Annotated in this window: 18 protein-coding genes and 3 pseudogenes; 12 read left to right on the forward strand and 9 right to left on the reverse strand. The window is 44.7% G+C overall.

Annotated elements, in window-relative coordinates; genetic code table 11:
- The 4 genes from RLO19_RS19850 to RLO19_RS19865 form a co-directional block, all read left to right on the forward strand.
- Positions 1 to 348, forward strand: a 348-nt coding sequence (locus RLO19_RS19850; RefSeq protein ID WP_446359173.1) for a hypothetical protein, incomplete at its 5' end; no start/stop codon positions are given.
- A gap of 46 nt (positions 349 to 394) precedes the next feature.
- On the forward strand, positions 395 to 1672 hold the full coding sequence (gene ahcY, locus RLO19_RS19855) for an adenosylhomocysteinase (RefSeq protein ID WP_446359174.1): 1278 nt from the start codon (positions 395 to 397) through the stop codon (positions 1670 to 1672).
- Between the two features lie 152 nt (positions 1673 to 1824).
- A complete protein-coding gene (locus tag RLO19_RS19860) occupies positions 1825 to 2445 on the forward strand; it encodes an exopolysaccharide biosynthesis protein (RefSeq protein ID WP_446359175.1) in 621 nt (206 codons plus the stop codon).
- 52 nt (positions 2446 to 2497) lie between these two features.
- The gene (locus RLO19_RS19865) at positions 2498 to 3157 is read left to right on the forward strand and encodes a Uma2 family endonuclease (protein ID WP_446359176.1); all 660 of its coding nucleotides are present in this window, start codon (positions 2498 to 2500) and stop codon (positions 3155 to 3157) included.
- A 387-nt stretch (positions 3158 to 3544) separates the two neighbouring features.
- On the opposite strand, the gene RLO19_RS19870 is transcribed toward RLO19_RS19865, so the two are convergent.
- From RLO19_RS19870 to RLO19_RS19880, 3 genes are all read right to left on the reverse strand, one after another.
- Positions 3545 to 4129, reverse strand: a complete 585-nt coding sequence (locus tag RLO19_RS19870) for a general stress protein (RefSeq protein ID WP_446359177.1) — start codon at positions 4127 to 4129, stop codon at positions 3545 to 3547.
- 315 nt (positions 4130 to 4444) lie between these two features.
- Positions 4445 to 4915, reverse strand: a complete 471-nt coding sequence (locus RLO19_RS19875) for a BON domain-containing protein (RefSeq protein WP_446359178.1) — start codon at positions 4913 to 4915, stop codon at positions 4445 to 4447.
- A gap of 54 nt (positions 4916 to 4969) precedes the next feature.
- A complete protein-coding gene (locus RLO19_RS19880; RefSeq protein WP_446359179.1) occupies positions 4970 to 5611 on the reverse strand; it encodes a general stress protein in 642 nt (213 codons plus the stop codon).
- A 255-nt stretch (positions 5612 to 5866) separates the two neighbouring features.
- Here RLO19_RS19880 and RLO19_RS19885 point away from each other — a divergent pair, with 255 nt between their 5' ends.
- The 3 genes from RLO19_RS19885 to RLO19_RS19895 all read left to right on the forward strand — a co-directional run bounded on the left by RLO19_RS19885 (position 5867) and on the right by RLO19_RS19895 (position 10487).
- Positions 5867 to 8524 carry a pentapeptide repeat-containing protein gene (locus tag RLO19_RS19885; protein ID WP_446359180.1) on the forward strand — a complete coding sequence of 886 codons (2658 nt, stop codon included), beginning with the start codon at positions 5867 to 5869 and terminating at the stop codon, positions 8522 to 8524.
- A gap of 332 nt (positions 8525 to 8856) precedes the next feature.
- Entirely contained in the window at positions 8857 to 9282 is a 426-nt protein-coding gene (locus RLO19_RS19890) for a hypothetical protein (protein ID WP_446359181.1), read from the forward strand.
- 191 nt (positions 9283 to 9473) lie between these two features.
- Positions 9474 to 10487, forward strand: coding sequence for a DUF262 domain-containing protein (locus RLO19_RS19895; protein ID WP_446359182.1), 1014 nt, complete (start codon positions 9474 to 9476; stop codon positions 10485 to 10487).
- 141 nt (positions 10488 to 10628) lie between these two features.
- On the opposite strand, the gene RLO19_RS19900 is transcribed toward RLO19_RS19895, so the two are convergent.
- Both RLO19_RS19900 and RLO19_RS19905 read right to left on the reverse strand, forming a co-directional pair.
- Complete coding sequence (locus RLO19_RS19900) at positions 10629 to 10982, reverse strand: DUF2442 domain-containing protein (RefSeq protein WP_446359183.1); 354 nt, start codon at positions 10980 to 10982, stop codon at positions 10629 to 10631.
- Positions 10975 to 11217: a DUF4160 domain-containing protein gene (locus RLO19_RS19905; protein ID WP_446359184.1), complete on the reverse strand. Its 243-nt coding sequence runs from the start codon at positions 11215 to 11217 to the stop codon at positions 10975 to 10977. Before RLO19_RS19905 ends, RLO19_RS19900 begins: the two co-directional genes overlap by 8 nt.
- A gap of 167 nt (positions 11218 to 11384) precedes the next feature.
- Between RLO19_RS19905 and RLO19_RS19910 the strand changes: the two genes are divergently transcribed.
- From RLO19_RS19910 to RLO19_RS19920, 3 genes are all read left to right on the forward strand, one after another.
- Positions 11385 to 11858: a DUF433 domain-containing protein gene (locus tag RLO19_RS19910; protein WP_446359185.1), complete on the forward strand. Its 474-nt coding sequence runs from the start codon at positions 11385 to 11387 to the stop codon at positions 11856 to 11858.
- A 9-nt stretch (positions 11859 to 11867) separates the two neighbouring features.
- Positions 11868 to 12848 carry a DNA cytosine methyltransferase gene (locus RLO19_RS19915; RefSeq protein ID WP_446359186.1) on the forward strand — a complete coding sequence of 327 codons (981 nt, stop codon included), beginning with the start codon at positions 11868 to 11870 and terminating at the stop codon, positions 12846 to 12848.
- A 237-nt stretch (positions 12849 to 13085) separates the two neighbouring features.
- A complete protein-coding gene (locus tag RLO19_RS19920) occupies positions 13086 to 14264 on the forward strand; it encodes a zinc-dependent alcohol dehydrogenase (protein WP_446359187.1) in 1179 nt (392 codons plus the stop codon).
- 325 nt (positions 14265 to 14589) lie between these two features.
- Here the strand turns inward: RLO19_RS19920 and RLO19_RS19925 are convergent, their stop codons facing one another.
- The 3 genes and pseudogenes from RLO19_RS19925 to RLO19_RS19935 all read right to left on the reverse strand — a co-directional run.
- Complete coding sequence (locus RLO19_RS19925) at positions 14590 to 17016, reverse strand: TIM-barrel domain-containing protein (RefSeq protein WP_446359188.1); 2427 nt, start codon at positions 17014 to 17016, stop codon at positions 14590 to 14592.
- 307 nt (positions 17017 to 17323) lie between these two features.
- Positions 17324 to 17911, reverse strand: a pseudogene (locus tag RLO19_RS19930) (RNA-guided endonuclease InsQ/TnpB family protein); the annotation flags it as partial.
- A gap of 68 nt (positions 17912 to 17979) precedes the next feature.
- Positions 17980 to 18591 (reverse strand): annotated as a pseudogene (locus RLO19_RS19935) (RNA-guided endonuclease InsQ/TnpB family protein); the annotation flags it as partial.
- 201 nt (positions 18592 to 18792) lie between these two features.
- On the opposite strand from RLO19_RS19935, the gene RLO19_RS19940 reads away from it, so the two are divergent.
- Together RLO19_RS19940 and RLO19_RS19945 are read left to right on the forward strand one after the other, a co-directional pair.
- Positions 18793 to 19704, forward strand: coding sequence for a hypothetical protein (locus RLO19_RS19940; protein ID WP_446359189.1), 912 nt, complete (start codon positions 18793 to 18795; stop codon positions 19702 to 19704).
- Positions 19705 to 19902: 198 nt separating this feature from the next.
- Positions 19903 to 21966 carry a hypothetical protein gene (locus tag RLO19_RS19945; protein WP_446359190.1) on the forward strand — a complete coding sequence of 688 codons (2064 nt, stop codon included), beginning with the start codon at positions 19903 to 19905 and terminating at the stop codon, positions 21964 to 21966.
- 94 nt (positions 21967 to 22060) lie between these two features.
- Here the strand turns inward: RLO19_RS19945 and RLO19_RS19950 are convergent.
- Positions 22061 to 22345: pseudogene (locus RLO19_RS19950) on the reverse strand (type II toxin-antitoxin system Phd/YefM family antitoxin).
- Positions 22346 to 22391 lie beyond the last annotated feature (46 nt).

Below are 22391 nucleotides of genomic sequence, written 5' to 3' on the forward strand. Positions count from 1 at the left end.
GCCCCCGCCACACTTGACGGGGCGGGTTTAGGCACAATGGTCGGGGCGGGTTTAGGCACAATTGTAGGGGCGGGTTTAGGCACAATTGTAGGGGCGGGTTTAGGCACAATTGTAGGGGCGGGTTTAGGGACTAAATTCAGATATTCACAGATAACTAAAAAACAAAACCCGCCCTCCCCACAGATAACGAAAAAACAAAACCCGCCCTCCCCACAGACAAAGGAAAAACAAAACCCGCCCTCCCCACAGATAACGAAAAAACAAAACCCGCCCCGACTAAGTTGCGTTTATAGCGCTGAAGCGCAACTACGAACCGATCTCTACATTGGGTTATGGCAAATAGGCTAAGTTAGTTAAGATGGCAATACAAATTTAGATAACATAAACCAAATCTATGACAGCAACATCTACTGCGCTCAAACACGAAGTCAAAGACCTATCCCTAGCGCCTTTAGGCAAACAGCGCATCGAATGGGCGGGACGGGAAATGCCCGTTTTGCGGCAAATTCAGGAGCGTTTTGCCCAAAATAAACCTCTGGCAGGGATTCGCCTAGTCGCCTGCTGCCACGTTACAACAGAAACCGCCCATTTAGCGATCGCGCTGAAAAATGCTGGGGCTGACTCACTGCTGATTGCCAGCAATCCCCTGTCTACTCAGGATGATGTCGCCGCCAGTTTAGTCGCCGATTACGGTATTCCTGTCTTTGCCATCAAAGGCGAAGATAACGCCACCTACAACCGCCACGTTCAAATTGCCCTAGATCACAAACCCAATTTGATCATCGATGATGGGAGCGATGTCACGGCGACTCTGGTTAAGGAACGGCAACACCAGATTGGTGATATTATCGGCACAACCGAAGAAACCACCACAGGAATTGTCCGGTTGCAGGCAATGTTCAAAGAGGGGGTTCTCACCTTCCCCGCCATGAACGTTAACGACGCCGATACTAAGCACTTCTTTGATAACCGCTACGGTACAGGACAATCCACCCTAGATGGTATTATCCGCGCCACCAACATCCTGCTGGCTGGGAAAACTATTGTAGTTGCCGGTTATGGTTGGTGTGGCAAAGGTGCCGCGATGCGGGCGCGAGGGATGGGCGCGAATGTCATTGTTACTGAAATTGACCCGATTAAGGCGATTGAAGCCGTCATGGATGGCTTCCGGGTAATGCCCATGATTGAAGCTGCATCCCACGGCGATGTATTTATCACCGTTACCGGGAATAAGCACGTCATTCGCCAAGAACATTTTGAGGTGATGAAAGACGGCGCAATGGTTTGTAACTCCGGTCACTTTGATATTGAAATTGACCTGAAAACCTTGGCAGATCTATCAACAGAATATCGCCAAGTCCGCAACTTTACTCAACAGTATTTCCTGAAAAACGGTAAATCTGTCATCGTGTTGGGTGAAGGGCGTTTGATTAACCTGGCTGCAGCCGAAGGACACCCCAGTGCGGTGATGGATATGAGCTTTGCTAACCAAGCCTTGGCGTGCGAATATCTGGTGCAGAATAAGGGTAAACTAGAACCCGGTCTACATTCAATTCCCACTGAGATTGATAAGGAAATTGGACGGCTGAAATTGCAGGCAATGGGGATCTCAATTGATACATTAACCACGGAGCAAGTTGAGTATATGAACTCTTGGACGTCAGGAACCTAGTTCTGAATTTTTAGGGTGTGGTATCATTTATGACTCGATCCCCATCCCCAACTTGATTTTCCCAACGAGCTCCCCGACTTCTTGAAGAAGTCGGGGAGCTCCAGAAGTCGGGGAGCTAATTCATTGTTATAGTGTCAAAGGGTTTCAGTAAAATGGCTCGACTTTCGGTTGAATTGCAGCGTTATTTTTTTGAAGAAGATCGACAGCCCCAGGTGAAACTAGCGGATATCCTTTCTTTCGCCGGGGAGCGAATTTTTGGGTTTTTGTTTGTTATCCTTTCCCTTCCCTCGGCTTTACCTGTTCCAGCACCAGGTTATTCGATCCCCTTTGGCATCGTCATGTTTATCTTAGCCGTTCAGCTTATCGCTGGCGCGAAACGTCCCTGGTTACCCCAGAAAATCATGAATGGCAGGATGAAGCTGGAAACAATACAGAAACTTGTCAAAAGCGGGATTCCTTGGTTAAAACGGATTGAAGCGATCGCGCGTCCACGTCTACCTTATATCTGTACCAGTTTACCCGGTCGTGTCGTGATTGGGGTTGCGATCGCGCTGATGTCTATCTCGATGATGATTCCCATTCCCGGAACCAATACCTTACCCGCCATGGGTATTTTTGTCACGGGCTTCGGCTTAATTGAAGATGATGGGGTAATTAGCTTAGGCGGATTAATTCTCTGTTTACTGGGCGGAATTCTCTCGACTTCTATTTTACTCGCCGTTTGGTTTGGGGGGACAAGTTTGCTGGATTGGATTAAAGATGTTTTGCGTTGAACGATGCCAGCTAAAATAAACACCACATCCATTGTTTTCAACTCAACCTACCATGTCCAAACTCCAAGAACTCGCTCCTTCCCAAGATATCTCACAAGATGTTATCTTTCCCCCTGGTGACCTCTATAGTGATGAACCCCCCTTGGAAACTGAACTGCATCTAGAACAAATCTTACTTCTACTCAAATGTCTTAAGTGGCTATGGCGAGATAGAAATGATTTCTACGTCGCTGGCAACATTACCATCTATTACAGTCCCCGTCAACGCAAATCGGAACACTTCCGAGGACCTGACTTTTTTGTCGTGCTAGACACTGAACGGAAAATTCGGAAAAGCTGGGTAGTCTGGGATGAAGATGGCAAATATCCAAATGTGATTATTGAAATACTTTCTCCTAAAACGGCTGATACTGACAAAGGATATAAGAAAAAACTCTATCAAGATACCTTTCGTACCCCTGATTACTTTTGGTTTGATCCAAATACGTTAGAATTTGTTGGATTTCATTTAGTGGATGGAGACTATCAGCCCTTAGAAGGGAACTCTCAAGGACAATTGTGGAGTCAGCAGCTTGGTTTGTTTCTAGGAATTCATCAGAATCAGTTACGTTTTTTTACCCCAGAAGGCAAACTCGTACCGACACCAGAAGAAGTTGCCGAACGCTACGCCGCAAAACTGCGAGAATTAAACATTGATCCCGAAACCCTTTAAGTAGGGTTTGCTGTTGGGAGTTGAGAGGTGAGCAGGGGATGGGGAGATGGGGAGACGCAGAAAGTGTATACCTGTTTTGCGGCTTTCGTCGTTTGTATAGCAACCGCCATAGCTGTTAGGACACATCATTTATGTAGAGACGCGCCATTATGTAGAGACGCGCCATGGCGCGTCTCTACAATGGTGCCGAAAGTCCTAATCGATGTGTCTACTGCTATAACTTGTAAGGGTTTGAGGAATATTTACAGAACTTAGTATTAATAGAGTTGAGTTTATTTCCGCGAACTTACTTATAAAATTCCTTGGTATAACCCGTATTAAATTGTTGCAGTCGGTTTTAACCGACTTAAGCTATTAGCCAAGAACTTGAGTTCTTGGCGTCTAACTCTAGTGAGAAGCTTTGTTTCTAGGAGCCTCATAAATTTTCCATTCCCGAATTCCCCTAGGACTAAGAATTGCTTCAGCCAAATCAACTTGATCAGGTGTCCCTTCTACCATAATCAAATACTCACCTTTAGCCACTAAGTCGTGATAAACTTTCGCTTGCTCGTCAGGAACACCCCAACCGACTAAACCGCCTATTAAACCCCCACCGACTGCGCCAACTGCACCGCCAGCAATGGCTGTCGCCAAGGCGTTAGCCGCAACGCTACCGAAGGCTAAAACTTGACCAGCGCCAGGGAGTAGAAACGCTGCATAAGTGGTAATACCTAGGGCTTCCAATGCACCCAAAACAGCTCCGCCGATTCCACCCGTAGCCGCGCCAGCTTTAGCCCCTTTACTGATTTGATGTCCTGTACCTTTTTCCACATCAACACCAGCAATTTCTTCGTTCCTACCCGCATCTCTAGCAACGACGGAGATTTGCTCTTTAGGAAAATTTGCCCGTTTCAAATCCTGTACAGCTAACTCCGCTGCATCATGAGTCGGGAATACACCAAGCGCGTGTCTGTTGTGTTGATATTCAACCATGTCTCCCTCGCTTTATAATTGTTTCAGCACAAATTCAGCCTTGAATGCTAGAGTTGTGCCTTCTTACCCTATTTACTACATATTGAGGCAGGCATTCATCTGTCAATAGAGATATAGCAGTGGACACATAGCTGAGAACGAACAGTGGTAGAGACTCCTCCGCCGGAACGTCTAAATCTTTATGTGTCCTAACTGATGCTAGGGGTTGCTATACATTAATGTCCAGAACCGCTATCTGTAGGGACATGATATGTCGTGTAACTACACATAAGCCAATGAAATACCCTCCATTTCCTACTTTCCCAAGTAGAAATTTTAACCGTTATAGGGCGGTAAATTAGGTCCTATCTCAGCTTGGACATTTACATCCCGAACCCCTCTAATTTCCCTTGCTAAAGGTTCAATCCGTTCCAGATTGTCTTGGGTTTGTACGTATCCGGTTACCGTAATAATTCCCTGATTAGCTTGAACCGCTAGTTGAGAGGTTGGCAGGTTAACCTCTAACTTACTCCGTACTTCACTTTGTACATTACGATCAGAGCGTTCTTCTCCTTCCCTAAACACATTGTATCGTTGCTCCCGCGCCCGAATGTCAGCATTGGCTTGCGCTCTGCGGATGGGGTTCGTTGCATCGCTTTCATTTCCTAACACGGTATCCAAGTCTGGAGGATTACCAACCTCATTGATCGAATCAGGAGCGCTAGTACTGGTTCTAGCGACATCACCACAGGCGGAAACCCCTAAACCTAAAACACCGATCAAGCATAAGAGTTTAAACTTATTCATTTTTCCTTTCCTCTTTGATCGTAAATAATCAGTAAAGATGTATATCGATCCATCTCAATTTAGTTCTGGTTCTCGATAAACCTTTGATCTAGAAATCTGAGCATGAGGATCATCAACAGCCGCAACCGGGAAATCAGTGTTTACCCCTTTCATCTCTGGAGCGTTGTACACTCCCAATTCTTCGATTCCTCCATCTTTAAGTAGGGCAATAGCCTGACGAATTTGATCATCCGTACCTTCGACAATGACTAAAAAATCACCCCGTAAAAATCGTTCATGATAAGCTTTGGCTTGTTTTCTGGGAATACCTAATCCAATCAGTGCGCCCAAAAGTCCACCACTAACTGCGCCAATTCCTGTCCCGGCTAAGGTTGTGGCTACAGCAGTCCCTAAAGCGTCTGCTAAAATGATTGGACCAATCAAAGGAATCGCTAACGCACCAACACCGACGAGTACGCCAGTTACCAATCCAATGACACCGCCAACAACAGCGCCATTAGCAGCCTGTTTACCTGATTGATTACCCCTGCGACTCTTGCGCTTAGTCTCCTGAGACAAGTTCTCTTCTAATTCTCTAGCAACTACGGTAACCTGATCCAGGGGAAAATCAGCCCGGTTGAGTTCTTGCAGTGCTTGTGTTACCGCTTCCCGGCTGGTAAAGATACCGATCGCCCGTTTTTGTTGATGTAAAGCCATTGTTCTCTCCTTCTACACGCTAGAGATAAATCAGTCTATAGTTAATTTATAAGTAAATCTTATCTTTTTGGAGATGTTATTTCCTCAATCCATAGGTGTAACTTTAGTCTCTATCCAGAGAAAGAAGGACATCTATAAACTATGAATTTGAATAGCCGATCGCCCGTTTTCTATTCCCTATTCCCTATTCCCTGACAAATGACGTAGCTTGTTATCGAGAGGCGAGTATGACAAATGACCAATGACAAATGACCAATGATCAATAAATTTATTACCACCGAACCACTGGGTAAAGGAGGTGAAGGCGGTGAACAAAAAACCTGGGACGCTGTACAGAATGCATTTCGCGATCGCACCTGTATCGGATATTGGCGCTATCCTATATTTTCCAAGGTGGGTAAGTCTCGCAAGGAACCTGATATTCTGATTGTGGACGCCCAACTGGGTTTAGTCGTGATCGAGATTAAATCCGTCACCATCGACCAAATTCTGGCAATTACAGGTCATCGCTGGGAGTTCCAAAACTATTACACCACCAGCAGTAACCCTTACCAACAGGCGGAAAATCAGTTATTTTCACTATTGGGCTACTGCGATCGCGAACCGATGTTGCGCCGTAAAGTCACAGGGCGGGCGTTAATTTGCCTTCCTTTAATTACCGAGGCTGAATGGTATCAAAGCGGCTTCTACCAACTCCCTAGCTGTCCCCCAATTATCTTTCACGATAACCTATCCCCCTGGAATTCCCTAGTTAAACTCATTCACCAAACCTATCCAATTATCAAAGGAAACCCCCTGAGTAACCATCAGTGGAAATTACTGCAAGCGGTGATTAGTGGGACACCTGTTTTCCGAACAAAACAGCGCGTTAAGGCGCACAGTAATACTATCCTCAAAACTATTAATGGCACGCCTCAACAAACCCGTGGTAGTATTCTTGCTCAGGTACGCCAACACCTATCCGAATTCGATTTAGCCCAAGAACATATCGCCAAATCCATTCCCCCCGGTCCGCAAAGGATTCGGGGGATAGCGGGTTCAGGGAAAACAGTATTACTCTGTCAAAAAGCCGCCCATATCCACCTCAAGCATCCCGACTGGGATATCGCCCTCGTTTTCTTCAGCCGCAGCCTCTATCACAACATTATTGCCCAACTGGATAAATGGTTGCGCCGCTTTAGTAGTGGCGAAATCAGATATGACGAAATAGGGAATCGGAAATTAAAAGTTCTGCACGCTTGGGGGGGCAAAAAACAACCAGGATTTTATAGTACCCTTTGCCGAAACACGGGGGTAAAGGCGCTTACCGTCAACGATATAGAAATCAAGCAACCTCATCAGGCGTTAGCTCAAGTTTGTCGCCGTCTTTTAGAAGATACAGCTATCCCAAAATTATACGATGCAATTTTAATTGATGAAGGTCAAGATTTAATCGTCGATGAACCCATGAAATTTGAGGGGAAACAGCCTTTTTACTGGATGGCATATCAGGCATTACGACCCGTTGAACCCGTCCAACCTGAACAACGACGGTTAATTTGGGCGTATGATGAAGCGCAAAGTTTAGAAAGCTTGAATATCCCTAATGCTAGTGAATTGTTTGGTGAAGAATTAGGACATTTAGTCACCGGACAATATGGGGGAGGAATTAGAAAAAGTGAAACCATGCATCGCTGTTATCGTACTCCAGGAGCAATTCTAACGGCGGCACACGGGATTGGTATGGGGTTATTGCGGCGGGGGGGGATGTTGACAGGAATTACCCGGATTGAGGATTGGCAAGCGATTGGCTATGAAGTAACTGGAAAGTTTCGTCCAGGTCAACAAATTACCGTAAAACGTCCATCAGAACATTCACCGAATTTGGTATCAAAACTTTGGCAGGGTTCTTTATTTGAGTTTATCGCCTATCGATCGCGTCAGGAAGAATTAACGGCATTGGCGGATAATATTTTCTACAATCTTCGCTATGACGGGCTGAAACCTAGTCGAGAGATACTGGTGATTGTTTTAGGGTTAGGGTTCGAGGCGATGCGACTGGAAACAGCGGTGGCGGAGTTTTTGATGTCCCAGGGAATTGATGTTTATATTCCCAGTGCGATGGATTGTAATATGCTGCATATTGATAAAGATAACCGTGATCCAAATAAGTTTTGGTGTGAGGGTGGTGTTACCGTGTCTCGTATCCATCGGGCGAAGGGAAATGAGGCGGATATGGTGTATGTGGTGGGGTTGGATAATGTGGCAAAAGATGAGAGTAATCTGCAATTGCGGAATCAGTTATTTGTGGCGTTAACTCGGGCAAAAGGATGGGTAAAGTTGAGTGGGGTGGGTTCTTATCCTTTGTATGAGGAGATGTGGCGGGTGATGCAGAGTGGGGATACGTTTACCTTTACATTTCGCCATCCGCCCCAGCGAGAGATTAGTGTAACCGATGTTGGGGAAGTGCGATCGCGTTATCAGAGTGGCGGGAGAAATTTCCAGAATGCGGATTTAGCGGGGGCGCAGTTAGCGGGGGCGGATTTGCGGAATGCTAATTTAATTGGCGCGATGTTGCGGGGGGCGAATTTACAGCAGGCGCAGTTAGATGGGGCGAAGTTGGTGATTGCAGATTTGAGTGAGGTTGACTTGAGTGGGGCGAGTTTATGCAAGGCGAAGTTAGTGGGGGCGAGTTTAAAGCAGGCGCGGTTAAGCGGGGCGGATTTTAGTTGGGCGAAGTTGGGGAATGCGGATTTAAGGGGGGCGGAGTTAGTGGGGGCGAAATTGGTGGGGGCGAGTTTGAGTGGGGCGGATTTAAGGGAGGCAGATTTGACGGGTGCGAATTTGGATAAAGCGGATTTGAGTGAGGTGAATTTCGAGGGGGCGAGGATGCCAGATGGGAGTATTTGTAAGACTAATTGGCGTGAAATGTGACAGGGTATGGTAGGGGCGGGTTTGACTACAACCGTGGCGGCGTTTGGAGTTAACTCTTGTAAACCCGCCCTGGTTAAAGGTGTCACCTATAAAATAAATGATAGAGGATGTATAATAAATTTTACTGAGTAAATGCGTCACGCTATGATATGAGTAGGACGGATTTAAGGGAGGCGAACGGCTCTCCCGTACCTAGGGTGATAAGCAAACCTGATTATTCTTGGAAACTTTGTGGGGCAAGACTTTCAAAACAATGTTTTTAGGGAAGCTATCACTAATATAGGCTTTTCCACCACAAGTACGGGAGAGCCAAAAATTTAGTCAAATATGTTATGGATCAAGAAAATATTTTTGATCAAAATTTAATAGATGACAGAAAAATTGAATTTTGCTCAGCTTTAAAAGACCAATCTCAAACAGACAAAATCATTGTTCAAAAATACATAACTTGTGGTACACCTTATTATTTTAAAGATAATGAAAATTTATACTTTAATTTGAAGCATGAGGTTTCAAGTCATTTTTCAGAACATCCAGATAAGGTTCGTATAGTTGGATCTGCTAAATTAGGCTTTAGTATAGCCCCTCAAAAAATGTGGAAATCGTTTTCTCTAGATTCCGATATAGATGTAGTAATTATTTCTGAAGTTGTATTTAAAGAATTCTGGTATGATTTATATAACTTTAACATTGGATTGACTAGCCGTACTGAGAGAGAAAATAAGCAATATAGAAGATTTTTAGGATATTTTTTTTAAGGGTTGGTTAAGACCCGACTTATTTCCTTTCAATTACTCAGCCCAAAAAGAATGGTTTAATTATTTCAAATCTATTTATTATAACCAATATGGCAATCAGAAGATAGCGGGTGCTATTTACTACAATTTTGATTTATTTGAAAGATATCATATCCAAAATATAAAACGAATTAGATCTGGAGACTTGTAAGATGTCAAAGTTTGGTATAGCAACAAACAAGAAGCTTTTAGAGTTATTTAATATGATGAAAAATGGTAGCCTTATACTTGCTCCATCTTTTCAGAGAAAACTTGTATGGAATGATAGTCATAAAGAAAAATTCATAGAAACTATTCTTTTAGGATTACCATTTCCTGAAATTTATTTGGCTGATGGTGATATCGATCTGGAAACTCAAACATCACAAACATTAGTAGTTGATGGTCAGCAAAGGCTGAATACTATTTATCAATATGTAACCTCATCGTCTGAATTTGTTATTAAACAAATAAAAACATTTAAACAGTTATCACCTGATGAACAAACTAAATTTTTTGACTATACAATTGTTGTGAGAGATTTAGGAAGAATTGAAGATGAAAAAATCAGGGAAATATTTCAAAGAATTAACTCTGTACAGTATGCATTGAACGCCATAGAAATTAGCAATTCTTTATATGAAGGAGAATTTATTACAACAGCGAAAAGAATTTTAGAAAAAGATGAGATTCTTCAAGAAATAGATTTGTTCAGTGAAAATCAATCTTCTAGGATGAAAGACTTAGAATATATATTGCTAATAATGTCAACGATAGAAGAAGGCGGTTATTTTGCTGGTGACAAAGAAATTGAAACTTATGTAAAAATGTATGACAATGAATATCCCCAGAAAGAAAAAATATTTAATACTGTAATTAATCTATTTGATTTAATTCGTTTAGCTGATATTCCCGCCGATAGTTTATGGAATAAAAAAACTAGCTTTTTTACATTAGTTGTTGAGCTGGCAAAATTCCAAGGAAGACATGAATACTTACCTGATGAAAAAACTCTGCGAACTACTTTAATGTCTTTAGAAGAGATATTAAATCTAAATAAACGTGAAGATGTAAAGGCAAACAAATATGCACAATATTACTACTATACTCATCAAAGTACAGCTAGTAGAAAAGGACGTTGTGTGCGTGGTCAAATCCTACAAGATTCCTTTGAGGAAATAGCTTAAAATAAATATAGCAATAATAAGTAAATTTTGAAAACAGCGCAACATATTACAAATGGTTCAGAATTGATATTCTGAAATCATAAATATTGCTCCATCAATTCAAAGTGAAGGTATGAAAAAGATAAAAGAGCAAGTCGCGCCCTAACTTACCTTCATCTTAACCTGAGCCATCCACGCCGCCGTGCCAAACACACCAGCCAAAAGCGCCGGAACACTAAAATCCGCATCCAGCTTCTCCCAGTGCAACCCATCCCCCAATGGCGTCACTTCAACCTCAGCCAAATCCTCTGGAGAAGCATCGGCTAACCCTTGCGCCAATGCTGGGGGAAAGCTAAACGTCGCCCCACTCTTCAAATTAATTATCACGCGATCGCGACTCTGGTCATAATACGCTGACTCCGCCCTCGGTTCAACAATATTGGCAATGTCTGCGGCTTCTCTTGCTTTTGCGATCGCGGCTTTGAGCCTTGTCTCATCCCAAGCTGAATTAAGCATGAATTTCCTCCCATTTTTTGAGTAGTTCTATTTGATGTTCGGTTACGATTTCCAACGCTTTGACAGCCTCTTTATTACTCATGCCTTCAATCTGAACCAGTTCCGGATATTCAGTTTCACCCCTCAAGCTAATTCTTGCTTGCCCTCCACCTTTGAAGACATGAACATGAGGCGGCAAATGGTCGTTGAAGTAGATGCGGACAGCAAAGCCATCTTTCCTGAGAACAGTTGGCATAGTTATATTTTGACAGGTAGGCGGCTCTCCAGTAGTACAAGTCTAGCTGGTTTTCTGGGCGCACGTTGGTGCTACCCTACAAGGCATTAATTTTTCTCCGCTCCATGAACTCTAATCCTGACTTAATTGATAGGATATGGCTAGAAATGTATCTGTTATAGGAATCAATGACATCTTACTCGCTAAACTTACCCAATGAATTAAAGCAAAAAGCCGAAAACTTGGCTTCCCAGCAAGGTATTCCTCTGGAAGCCTTCATTTTAGACGCGATCGCAGAAAAGGTGAATTCCCTGAAAGGACAACGTAATGACCCAACCTTTGCTCATGTTACCTATCGTAACAGTGCTAGCGGTCAGCTTATACCGATTTTGCATGGGACTAATTTACGAGTCCAAACAATAGTCATTGCAGCTAAACAATGGGGTTTATCCTCAAATCAGATAGCTACTGAGTATGACTTGAATGAGGAACAAATTGATGAAGCCCTAGTATTCTATCACGCCCACCGTGAAGAAATTGATCATGCGATCGCGGCTTTGAGCCTTGTCTCATCCCAACCTGAATTAACCATGAATTTACTCCCATTTTTTGAGTCGTTCTATTTAAGGTATGGAGAAGATAAGCGTGCGATCGCGTCCTAAAATAGGAGAATGCCAAACAAACTCCCCTACCTCAATTTCCTTGAGCAAGAACTTCAACTTCCCCCCATCGATGCGACAGCACCTTTGGTGATTGATCTGTTTGCTGGTTGTGGGGGACTAGCACTCGGTTTTGAAGCCGCAGGATTTAGAACTATCGGTTATGAAAAATTAGCAGACGCATGCACTACTTATCAGCACAACCTGCATGGTTTCTGCTATCAGACCACGCTAACACGCCAACCCGATTTAGTCGATGGAGCCGATGTCATTATTGGTGGTCCACCCTGTCAACCCTTTAGCGTTGGTGGACATCAACGGGGACTCAAAGACAGTCGCGATGGTTTCCCCATATTTCTTGACGCGGTTAAATCCTATCGCCCCCAGCTTGCTTTATTTGAAAACGTGCGGGGAATGCTATTTCGCAATAAAACCTACTTTGAAGAAATTACCAGCGCTCTCAGGAGCCTAGGATATATCGTTGAATGGGATATCCTCAACGCCGCACATTATGGTGTTCCCCAGCGAAGAGAACGTCTTTTTTGTGTGGCTCACCGAGGCGGATGGAAATGGCATTCCAAAACCCATAATAATTCACCTTATACCGTTGGTGAAGCACTGGGAGAACTCGCCTTGATTGCACCCCCAAACGCTAAATATCTCACTCCCAGCATGGATGAATATATCAAAAAATACGAGAGAGCCTCTAAGTGCGTTAGACCCAGAGATTTACACCTTGATACCCCTTCTAGAACCGTTACTTGCCGAAATTTAAGCGCTCCTACAGGCGATATGTTGCGTATCCGTTTACCCGATGGACGTAGACGACGGTTAACGGTTCGTGAAGGAGCGCGTTTGCAAAGTTTTCCGGATTGGTTTGAATTCAAGGGCAATGAAGAAAGTCAATGTAACCAAATTGGCAATGCTGTTCCTCCCATTTTGGCAAAAACTTTAGCCTGTTCCGTAAAAGTCAACTTAAGCCGTGGTGATTAAAATCGCGGCTAAACAAACAAAGTCCGCCTACGCGGACTAACTAAAAACTAATAAATGCTAATGCAATCAATTTAATAATCAAGTTAAGCACTGTATCATCCCTTAGATAGAGCATTAGATAAAGTATCCTATTTCATTAGTCAGAGGAGAGGAGACTACTCAATCTTTAGAATGGCTTTAGGGCAGAAAGCATCAAAACCCACGCTTAGTAGTCTCACATTACAAAAGGAAAAAACAATGAAAGCCGTCTGCTGGCAGGATACCCATAAAGTAGAAGTCAACACCGTACCCGATCCAAAAATCCTTGATCCGCGTGATGCAATTGTTAAAATCACGACAACGGCGATTTGCGGTTCAGATTTACATCTTTATGATGGCTATAACCCCACAATGAAAGAGGGCGACATCCTGGGTCATGAATTCATGGGAGAAGTCGTTGAATTGGGCAGTGCTGTCAAAAATGTCAACATAGGCGATCGCGTCGTTGTCCCCTTTACCATTTCCTGCGGATCGTGCTTCTTCTGTAAGCGGGATTTATGGTCACTGTGTGACAACTCTAACCCTAACGCTGCGATGGCGGAAAAGCTCTTGGGTCATTCCCCAGCAGGTCTTTTCGGCTACTCTCATATGACAGGAGGCTACGCTGGAGGTCAGGCGGAATATGCTCGTGTTCCCTTTGCTGATGTCGGTTTGTTCAAGATTCCAGAGGGACTAACCGATGAACAAGTCGTGTTTCTAACCGATATCTTCCCGACTGGATACATGGCTGCGGAAAACTGCAACATTGAGCCTGGAGATACAGTCGCGATTTGGGGCTGTGGTCCAGTTGGACAATTTGCGATTAGAAGTGCCTTTATGCTGGGTGCTGGGCGCGTCATTGCCATCGTTCGCGTTCCCGAACGCCTCCAGATGGCGAAAGACGGTGGGGCAGAAATCCTCAACTTTGAGGAAATCGACGTGGGTGAAGCCCTCAAGGAGATGACTGGGGGGCGAGGTCCTGACTCAGTAATGGATGCTGTAGGAATGGAAGCCCACGGTATGGGTTTAGAAGGCTTATATGACAAAGTGAAGCAAACAGTGCGTCTAGAAACCGGTCGCCCCCATGCCCTGCGTCAGGCGATTGTGGCTTGTCGCAAAGGTGGTACGGTGTCCGTTCCTGGTGTTTATACTGGCTTTATTGACAAGATGCCGATGGGTGCTTTTATGAACAAAAGCTTAACCATGAAAACCGGACAAACCCACGTTCATCGCTACTTGCGCCCGTTACTTGATTCCATCCAAAATGGCAAGATTGATCCATCTTTCGTGATTACCCATCGTCTACCGTTAGAACAAGCACCCCACGGCTACGAAATTTTCAAACATAAGCAGGACAACTGTATCAAGGTTATACTCAAGCCCGATCAGGTGGCTTAAAGCTCAGCAAGAGGAGGCGATTGAAATCGCTGCTACACTTGCCTTTCGTCCGCCTGCGCGGACTGGTTTATAACAGGGGTAGCTAACCCGGATTTGGTCTGATATCGATTTTTCTAGATGGCGTGAAAAGTCAGATATAGCAACCGCCATAGCGGTTAGGACGCATCATTTTGTAGAGACGTTGCATGCAACGTCTCTACAACAGTTGGTTTGTCCTAATCGATGTGTCTACTGCTATATCTGACCCCCCCTTTTGCTAATTTCTTGTAGTTTGGGTTCGTAGTAGGGGATGCAAGCCCCTGATTTTATAGTTCCGGGCGCAATACTAATCCTCAAAGCTAAAGCGAACCTGCCTAAAGGAATGGCATGGCAATTGTTGCCCCTGCATGATCACCTCTTGCCCATCTACCCAAGCTTGTTGCACTGATACACCATGAACCTGCAATCGCACGTCTTGATAAGGGAAATCATAGGTTCCCTGCTGCTTCCAGGTCAGTTCTAAATCCTGCTGATTTCGGATTAAGTAAAATTGATCCAGTCGAGACTCTCCATATCCATCTCCCGCATCGCTGTATAGGCAACCTTCGCTCTCACCTTCTATTGGTGGATACAGGTGAAGCGTTAATTGCTCATTGTCTTCCATGGGTAAAATACTACCCGCTTTAACCAGCAACGGAATCTGTTCTAATGAGGCTTCTAATTCAATAACTGTCCCACCTTCAACCATTGCATCATCCCAGAAGTTGTACCAGTAACCCTTGGGTAGGCAGATTAGACGCGATCGCTCTTTTGGGTGCATAATCGGACACACTAGCAGTGCATTACCTAAACAGAAGGCATCGTCCACATCCCACAGCGATTGATTCGTCCAGTCTAACCAGAACAGGGGACGTACAGGAGGATATCCCTTCTCTCGCGCTTCCCAAGCCAGGGTATAAAAGTAAGGCATCAATTGGTAGCGCAATTGCAGAAAGCGACGCATAATACTCAAATAAGGCTCACCATAGCTCCAAGGAGCGCGAGGCAAAACACTGATGGCACAGTGCGTCCGATAAAACATCGAAAATGTTGCCATCTGAAACCAACGCAGATAGAGTTCGGCGTCAGGATTTCCCAAAAAGCCACCAATATCAGAACCACTGTAGGGAATACCAGAAAGCCCTAACCCCACAATCGTGGCTATTGTCTGACGCAATGCTTCCCACGTAGAAACAATATCCCCTGTCCAAGTCCAAGCATAACGTTGTAACCCCGCCCAACCCGATCGCGCGACAATGAAGGGACGTTTTTGAGGTTGATACTGACGCATCCCTTCATAAACGGCTTGGTTTTCCAGCAATCCATATAAATTATGTGCCTGTCGATGATCACCTTTTTTTCCTTCTAAGTTATGTTGTGCGACTAGAGGAAGCGTGGGATCACCCCAAATAACAAACACTGACGGTTCATTCATATCATTCCAAACACCAGCAATTCCCACCTTGAGCAGATAGGCGAATTGCTGACTCCACCACGTCCGAACATCGGGGTTTGTGAAATCAGGAAATACCGTTTTTCCCGCCCAAACCGGGGCAATGATAAGTTCTCCATTGGGATAGGTGCAAAAGGCATTAATAATTTGTCCTTCTAGAAACAAATTGCTCTGACGGCTGTACTTAATTCCAGGATTATTAATGGCAATGCATCGGACACCTAATTCTGCCAGTTCTTGGATGAAATTCCGTAGATTAGGAAACCGTTTGGGGTCAATGGTAAAGGCACGATTTTTAACTTGACAATCAATATCAAGATGAATCGCGCTTAAAGGTAAATCATGAGTTTGAAATAAATTTACTTCCTGTCGCACCTTGTCTTGGGTACGGTAGCCCCAGCGCGATTGGTGATACCCTAATGTCCAATGAGGCGGTAGTGGCGCTCGACCGGTTAATTGGGTATAGCGTTCTATCAGTTGGGGGGGTTCGCCAATGGCGATGTAATACCGGAGAGAGCCATTTTCAAAATTCGCGATCGCCTGCTCAGAAAATGTAAATTCAGCGCGACAATAGTTCTCATAAAAAATCAGGTAACTACCCAAATTATGCAATCCCAAATAAACCGGAATGCAAATATACATTGGATCGACTCCCGGTCTATAAATGTTTCCGGGGTCATAATTCCACATCTGGTACGTTTTACTCGTTGGCGGCGTATCTTTCGCGCCTCGTAAATTGATAGAAGATGCCCGTTCTCCTAGACCATAAATATGTTCTGCTGATTGCAAATTGGCTGGATGTATCCATCGTGTCCCCTGTCGTTGGGGCGGCAGTTCTTCTCGGATTACTTGTCCGGTTTCATGGTAAAATGTGAGGCGACCATCGAGACCAATCGTAATCTTCAAAGCATCACTGGCAATCATCCAGTCGTTGCCCCGGTTTTCTAAGGTTGTTTCAACAGCATCCCAATTCCCACAAGCAATGGCGTAGGGAATCGCTGGCAAACCCGGAAACCAATTCACTCGCACAAAATCAGGCGTGAGAAAATAGAGTTCAAGTTCTGCCTGCTCAAAGTAGAAATAAGCACCTCGCTCTGTTGGCTTAGCCTGGAGGAGTTTTCCTGGTGTGATAACGGATTCTGACGTGGCTTTGGGAAGATACAGGCGTTCGGCGCGATCGCGTTTATAGGAATAGACAAATGCGGCTGGTAAATATTGCCAAAAAAATAGCGAATTCACCAAGAATTTTAAGAATAGCCATAGCCGTTCTAGGAGTCTCATCAGGCTGCCTTCAATGCCGGGGCAATCGCGTTTAATGATAAAATTTTACCGAAAAGTTGCATTAGACAAAAAAATTTGTAATGGTGATGATATTTGGTGCATCCAGGTCAATGTCAGGCTAGGATAACCCAATGCATGGAAACAATGGTTATTCTTTCCTATAGACTAATCACTCGATTACTATCGTGCTTCTGCCAGAAGAGTGACATCCTCCCACACCAAATTGGAAATTATGGTGTGGGCTTCCTCAAATCACTTTGAGGATTTCCTGGTTATTCCATCGGAGGGATTTCGCCACTTGCCTAGATTAAGTTACCTCAACCCCCGGTAGATCGGCTGCACAGGCAGTTTCCTTTTCCACAAGTCCTGCGGTACTAAGTGAATCTATTCCTCGATTTCTAATGACCTGACCACTAGCGACATCCCTATCGGTTTTGTAGCCGCAGTGAGGGCAATCATGTACCCGAATACTTAGATCTTTTTTGACTTCACCTTTGCATTCAGGACACTCCTGAGAAGTGCCTCTGGCATCAACAACACCAAAAAACTTTCCACGCTTCCAACACACATATTTGGCAATGGCGCGGAATTGACCAAACCCTGCATCAAGCATCTGCTTACCCAACATCCCTTTGGCGCTAACTCTATAGTCTAAATCTTCCATGAAAACCATATCACCAGCATCACAAAGGGAATGAGCTTGCTTGAAGTGAAAGTCTTTCCTGATGTTGTCAATGTAGTGGTGAAGTCGAGCAACCTTGAGTCGTTGTTTCTCGTAATTTTTTGACCGCTTCTGTTTCCTATACAGCCTACGTTGCAGCAATTTTAGCTTGCTTTGTAGTGTCTTAAAAAATTTAGGCGGTTTGACAACAACGCCATCACTGGTCGCCAGTAAGGGCGAAGCATTTGCGGAGATTAGTGAACAGGAAGTGGCATAAGTATAGTATGCAAATGCTTCGCCCCTACACCCACGTCTACCCCAATTGGGTGTCCATGAGGTTTTGGGTCGGGGACACTGACATCGCATTGAATGTTGATACATGCATACCACTTATCGGCTTTCCTTGTAATTCGCACCTGTTTAACCGTAAAACCAGATGGAATAGGGCGGTGCAGGTTAATTGGGATTGTCCCCAGTTTTGGCAGTTTGACATGGATATTCGTTACTGGATTCTCTTTAAACTGGGGAAACAGTAGTGACTTAAACTGCCCAATTTTCTTAAACCTAGGGAAGCCAAACCCGCGAGACCTAAAATAATCCCAGCCTTTATGTAGTTGCTTTATCGTCTGCTGAAGGACTTGAGAGGGAACCTCTTTTAATTTGGGGTATTCCTTCTTAGCCTTTGGCAAATTGTTAAGCTGCCTTAGTTCGCCGGGGAATGGGGTATCGCACCGAATGATGTACTCTTTTTCCAGAGAACATCTATCAATCAAGCATTTGCGACTATTGCACCAATCCTTTATCTCCCCCAGTGCATAGTTGTAGGCACAGCGGCAAATTTCCATCCACTCAATCAATCGTTGTTCTTGAGCGGCATCCGGATAGATTCGGTAGCGATAGTTAAAGGTCAGCATACCCGTATTATACAACATTTACTGGCTAGCCGCGCAATGTTAAATGTCAATTTAGGTGAACATTGAGTTACCTAAATTGACCTTGGGGAATCGTGTATCCCAGCACGCTCATCACAGATTACAGTGTGGGTCTTACGACTTCCCCAAACCCCTGCTAAGATAAACCTCTACCTACCCTTTCTCTACCTAAAGATAGAGTCAATGTATTCAACAATTACGAATCGACTAGCATCACTGGGCGTCAAACCCAACTACATTATCGAGCTTGATTCGGCGACAGCGGCTCTACGGGCAACGGCTACATACCTTCATGGCAAAGAGTGGCGCTCAGGGGGGATTGCACCAGGGGTTATGGCTACCTTAGCCAACTTGGCTAACTACCTCCCCGATTCCGTAATTGAGACAATATCGACGTTATCGGGATGGATGGATGCCTCATCACCGAGGGTTGTCAATAAAGTGCGGGCAGACGCCATGTCTACCTGGGTGGTGAAGCAATATCCCCAACGGCGTTATCCGGCGGCGATGATTGGCTCTTCTAATGGTGCGGCTGTGCATCTGTGTGCCGCTCTAGGGATTCCCTGGTTACCGCAAACCCTCCTAGTTTGTGTGCGCCACTCCGTTGATCCGGATGAACCGAAACAGGAATTAGAGTGGGCGAAAGCACCTGTCCAACGACTGCTGAGAAAGAATCCTGATCTGCGGGTATACCAACTGCATGACCCCAACCAGGATCGCTTAAAAGTTGGTCGTGTTTCTTACTTTCGACTGAAGCGAACCCGTCTGGGTAGCGGGTTTAAGCAGTTCTTGACGCAGAATTTAGTACCGGGCGGTACGCTATTCCTGCTTGAATGTCAATCGACTTGGTTGTCTACTCAAGTGAGCGATCGCCATGTCTTCCAATTTGGCGGAAAAGGGAAGTTAGCGCCGGAGGAGTATTTTCAGGAGAGTCCAGAGATTGCCGAGTTTCTGCGACGACGCGGTTCTAAACATCGATGCTGGAATCTGCCCCCGGCTGATGGCAGGTTTCCTGAGTCAGAGTGGGGCTTTGATCCAGAGTTACGTGAGGATGTGGAGCGGTTTGCCCAGGATCATGGATTACGCGAGAACTAGGCTTGGGTTCTCAAAGAACATCTATCTTAAATAGTCGAATGGTACTGAAATAAACAGTTTGAGATCGCCGAAACCATTGATAGAGCGTAGGGTGGGCAATGCCCACCAGCATACCAGTCAGCGATAGTCATTGATAGTCCAAAATTGGCGCGATGATGCATAATAAAAGGATCGGGGACATTAGCTACCAGGAAAGCCATGACCCAACGCCACTGGCTCGATATTACCGAATATGTCTGTATCGGGGGTTCACTCTTAGGAACCGCGATCGCAGCCGCTACTCAGCAAGTCGTCTACGCGGCTACCCCCTTAACATTCACTCTGGGGGTGAATGTCCTGAATCGCCAACGGCTGCATCAACTCAACCGTCAACACCAGGATAGTGCGATCGCGCAGGTGTATCAAAATCTAGAACCGATTCACGAGCAATTCTCTCAACTGGATATCCAGACTCAGGAGCGTATCGATCACCTCAAGGATATTAACGCTCAACAGTATAAGGCGGCGATCGCGAAAATTCATCAGCTAATCGAACCCCTGAATCAACAATTGATTCAACTGGATACCCGCAGCCAAGAACAACTTGAACAATTCAATACCGCGAATCAGCAACAACACGCGGAAATTATTGCCCACATCTATCAACTCATCCATCCGCTGCACCTGCATCTTAGCCAACTCGACGAGAAAACCCAACAGCGCGATCGCCAAACCCAAGCCCAACTGGATCAATTACAGGTATTGCAACAGCTGCAAGGGGAAGGTATTCTGGCTTACATTAACCCCCTCATCGACACCCTTAATCAGGAACTAATTCGCCTAGATAGCCAAACTCAACAACGGTTTGCTGAATTTAGCGCCGCCAATCAGCAACAGCATGATGGGATTATTACCCAGGTTCAGGAACACCTGGAACCCTTAAAAACTCAACTCGACACCTTAACGCCACAGGTTACTAGCCAAGGATTACAGCTTGGACAGTTGAACGAGGCGATCGCGAAATGGTATGACTACCTTGAACCCCTGAACCAGCAAGTCTCTCACCTGGAAACCAACTCGCAACAGGTAAATTCCCAGCGACACCAACAGATTGAACAACTCAAGGAGACAATTGTTCAACTTCAGACGACAATCTATAAACTGCAAGATATTAAAGACAAAAATCGATTACCCTCACCGCCCAAAAACGCCCTAGAAACGCCAGAACCCTCCTCCCTTTCCCTGGCAATGTTAAGACATGAACTTGACGTCGGACTTCAGGGAGTGGGTAAAAATATTCATCAGATTGGTAATTCCCTGCAAGACTTATGGACGGGATTAACCACATTGGAAACCCGCACAGAGTCTGGCTTAATCACCCAGAAATGGCATTGTGTGCAAACCTTAACCGCCCATTCGGGTAAAGTGAATACTGTGGCAATTAGTCCCCAAGGAGAGATTTTTGCCAGTGGCAGTGATGACCAAACCCTTCGGCTCTGGCAATTAAAAACGGGTCAGGAGATGGGAATTTTGGCTAAAAACTTTGCCTGGTTTAATGGAGTTAAATCAATTGCCTTTAGTCGAGATGGGAAACGGCTTGCCTTTGGTAATGATGATTATACGATTAAGGTATGGGCTTTAGAAACGGGACAGGAACTTTATACCCTCATGGGACATTCGAGTTCAGTTAAATCAATTGTCTTTAGTCGCGATGGGCAACGTTTAATTAGTGGAAGTGATGATAGAACGATTAAACTGTGGAACCTGGAAATTGGTAAAGAAATTCCCTTATCGATCCAGCCTTCAGATTGGCTAGGGCGAGTCAACGCAGTGGCGATTAGTCCCAACGGTCAAATTATTGCTAGTGGGAGTGATGATAAGACGATTAAGGTTTGGGATTTAACCACAGGTCAATTAATCATGACGTTGAGTGGACATAAAGCGGCGGTTAAGTCAGTGGTATTTAGTCCCGATGGTAAAATGATTGCCAGTGGTAGTTCGGATCAAAGGATTAAGCTTTGGTATCTGGGAACGGGTAAAGAAATGAGTACCTGGCAAGGAAATTTTGGTTCGGTTAATTCACTTGCTATTAGTCGGGATGGAAAGGTTTTAGTGAGTGGGAGTTCTGATGAGACTGTGCAGCTTTGGCAGTTAAGTACAGGGAAAATTATTGATATTCTGAAAGGGCATAACGGTGCGGTGTATTCGGTGGCGATAAGTCCGGATAGAAAGACTGTGGTGAGTGGGAGTTCGGATAAGACGATTAGGATTTGGCGGTGTTGATGATGGGGGTATTGGGATTATATTTTAACGCAGAGGGGCGCAGAGGGAAGCGCAGAGGAACGCAGAGGAATTGGAGATATTTGAAAAGTCCGCGCTAACTATTTTTTAATTCATGCTCTATTTCTGCAATCGTTTGAGGTTTAATTTTTCCAGCTTTAGACTCTTCTATAGCATCCAATAACCGACGAGCATTGGCAGGTGATCTAAATAGATAAACAGTTTCAACTAAACTGGTTAAATCGGACTCTGAAATCCAAGCAACATTTTCACTATCACGACGGTTTATGATATAGACATGATGATTTTTTATCACCTGTTATAATAACTGAAAAAAGTCATTTCGTGCCTTTGTTGGGGATATGATTTTGTAGGGAAGCATAGGCTGATGTACATAGTTATGTTCGTTTATTATGAGCAATGCGCCC

This window comes from Coleofasciculus sp. G2-EDA-02 (assembly GCF_040226375.1).
Taxonomy (GTDB): domain Bacteria; phylum Cyanobacteriota; class Cyanobacteriia; order Cyanobacteriales; family Coleofasciculaceae; genus Coleofasciculus.

Excerpts from the sequence above, each read along its gene's own strand:
- RLO19_RS19925 (WP_446359188.1), bottom strand. The coding sequence starts at position 17,016 with ATGAGACTCCTAGAACGGCTATGGCTATTCTTAAAATTCTTGGTGAAT.
- RLO19_RS19860 (WP_446359175.1), top strand. The coding sequence starts at position 1,825 with ATGGCTCGACTTTCGGTTGAATTGCAGCGTTATTTTTTTGAAGAAGAT.
- RLO19_RS19940 (WP_446359189.1), top strand. The coding sequence starts at position 18,793 with ATGTATTCAACAATTACGAATCGACTAGCATCACTGGGCGTCAAACCC.
- RLO19_RS19890 (WP_446359181.1), top strand. The coding sequence starts at position 8,857 with ATGGATCAAGAAAATATTTTTGATCAAAATTTAATAGATGACAGAAAA.
- RLO19_RS19875 (WP_446359178.1), bottom strand. The coding sequence starts at position 4,915 with ATGAATAAGTTTAAACTCTTATGCTTGATCGGTGTTTTAGGTTTAGGG.
- RLO19_RS19895 (WP_446359182.1), top strand. The coding sequence starts at position 9,474 with ATGTCAAAGTTTGGTATAGCAACAAACAAGAAGCTTTTAGAGTTATTT.
- RLO19_RS19880 (WP_446359179.1), bottom strand. The coding sequence starts at position 5,611 with ATGGCTTTACATCAACAAAAACGGGCGATCGGTATCTTTACCAGCCGG.
- RLO19_RS19900 (WP_446359183.1), bottom strand. The coding sequence starts at position 10,982 with ATGCTTAATTCAGCTTGGGATGAGACAAGGCTCAAAGCCGCGATCGCA.
- RLO19_RS19905 (WP_446359184.1), bottom strand. The coding sequence starts at position 11,217 with ATGCCAACTGTTCTCAGGAAAGATGGCTTTGCTGTCCGCATCTACTTC.
- RLO19_RS19910 (WP_446359185.1), top strand. The coding sequence starts at position 11,385 with ATGACATCTTACTCGCTAAACTTACCCAATGAATTAAAGCAAAAAGCC.
- RLO19_RS19945 (WP_446359190.1), top strand. The coding sequence starts at position 19,903 with ATGACCCAACGCCACTGGCTCGATATTACCGAATATGTCTGTATCGGG.
- RLO19_RS19885 (WP_446359180.1), top strand. The coding sequence starts at position 5,867 with ATGATCAATAAATTTATTACCACCGAACCACTGGGTAAAGGAGGTGAA.
- RLO19_RS19870 (WP_446359177.1), bottom strand. The coding sequence starts at position 4,129 with ATGGTTGAATATCAACACAACAGACACGCGCTTGGTGTATTCCCGACT.
- RLO19_RS19915 (WP_446359186.1), top strand. The coding sequence starts at position 11,868 with ATGCCAAACAAACTCCCCTACCTCAATTTCCTTGAGCAAGAACTTCAA.
- ahcY (WP_446359174.1), top strand. The coding sequence starts at position 395 with ATGACAGCAACATCTACTGCGCTCAAACACGAAGTCAAAGACCTATCC.
- RLO19_RS19920 (WP_446359187.1), top strand. The coding sequence starts at position 13,086 with ATGAAAGCCGTCTGCTGGCAGGATACCCATAAAGTAGAAGTCAACACC.
- RLO19_RS19865 (WP_446359176.1), top strand. The coding sequence starts at position 2,498 with ATGTCCAAACTCCAAGAACTCGCTCCTTCCCAAGATATCTCACAAGAT.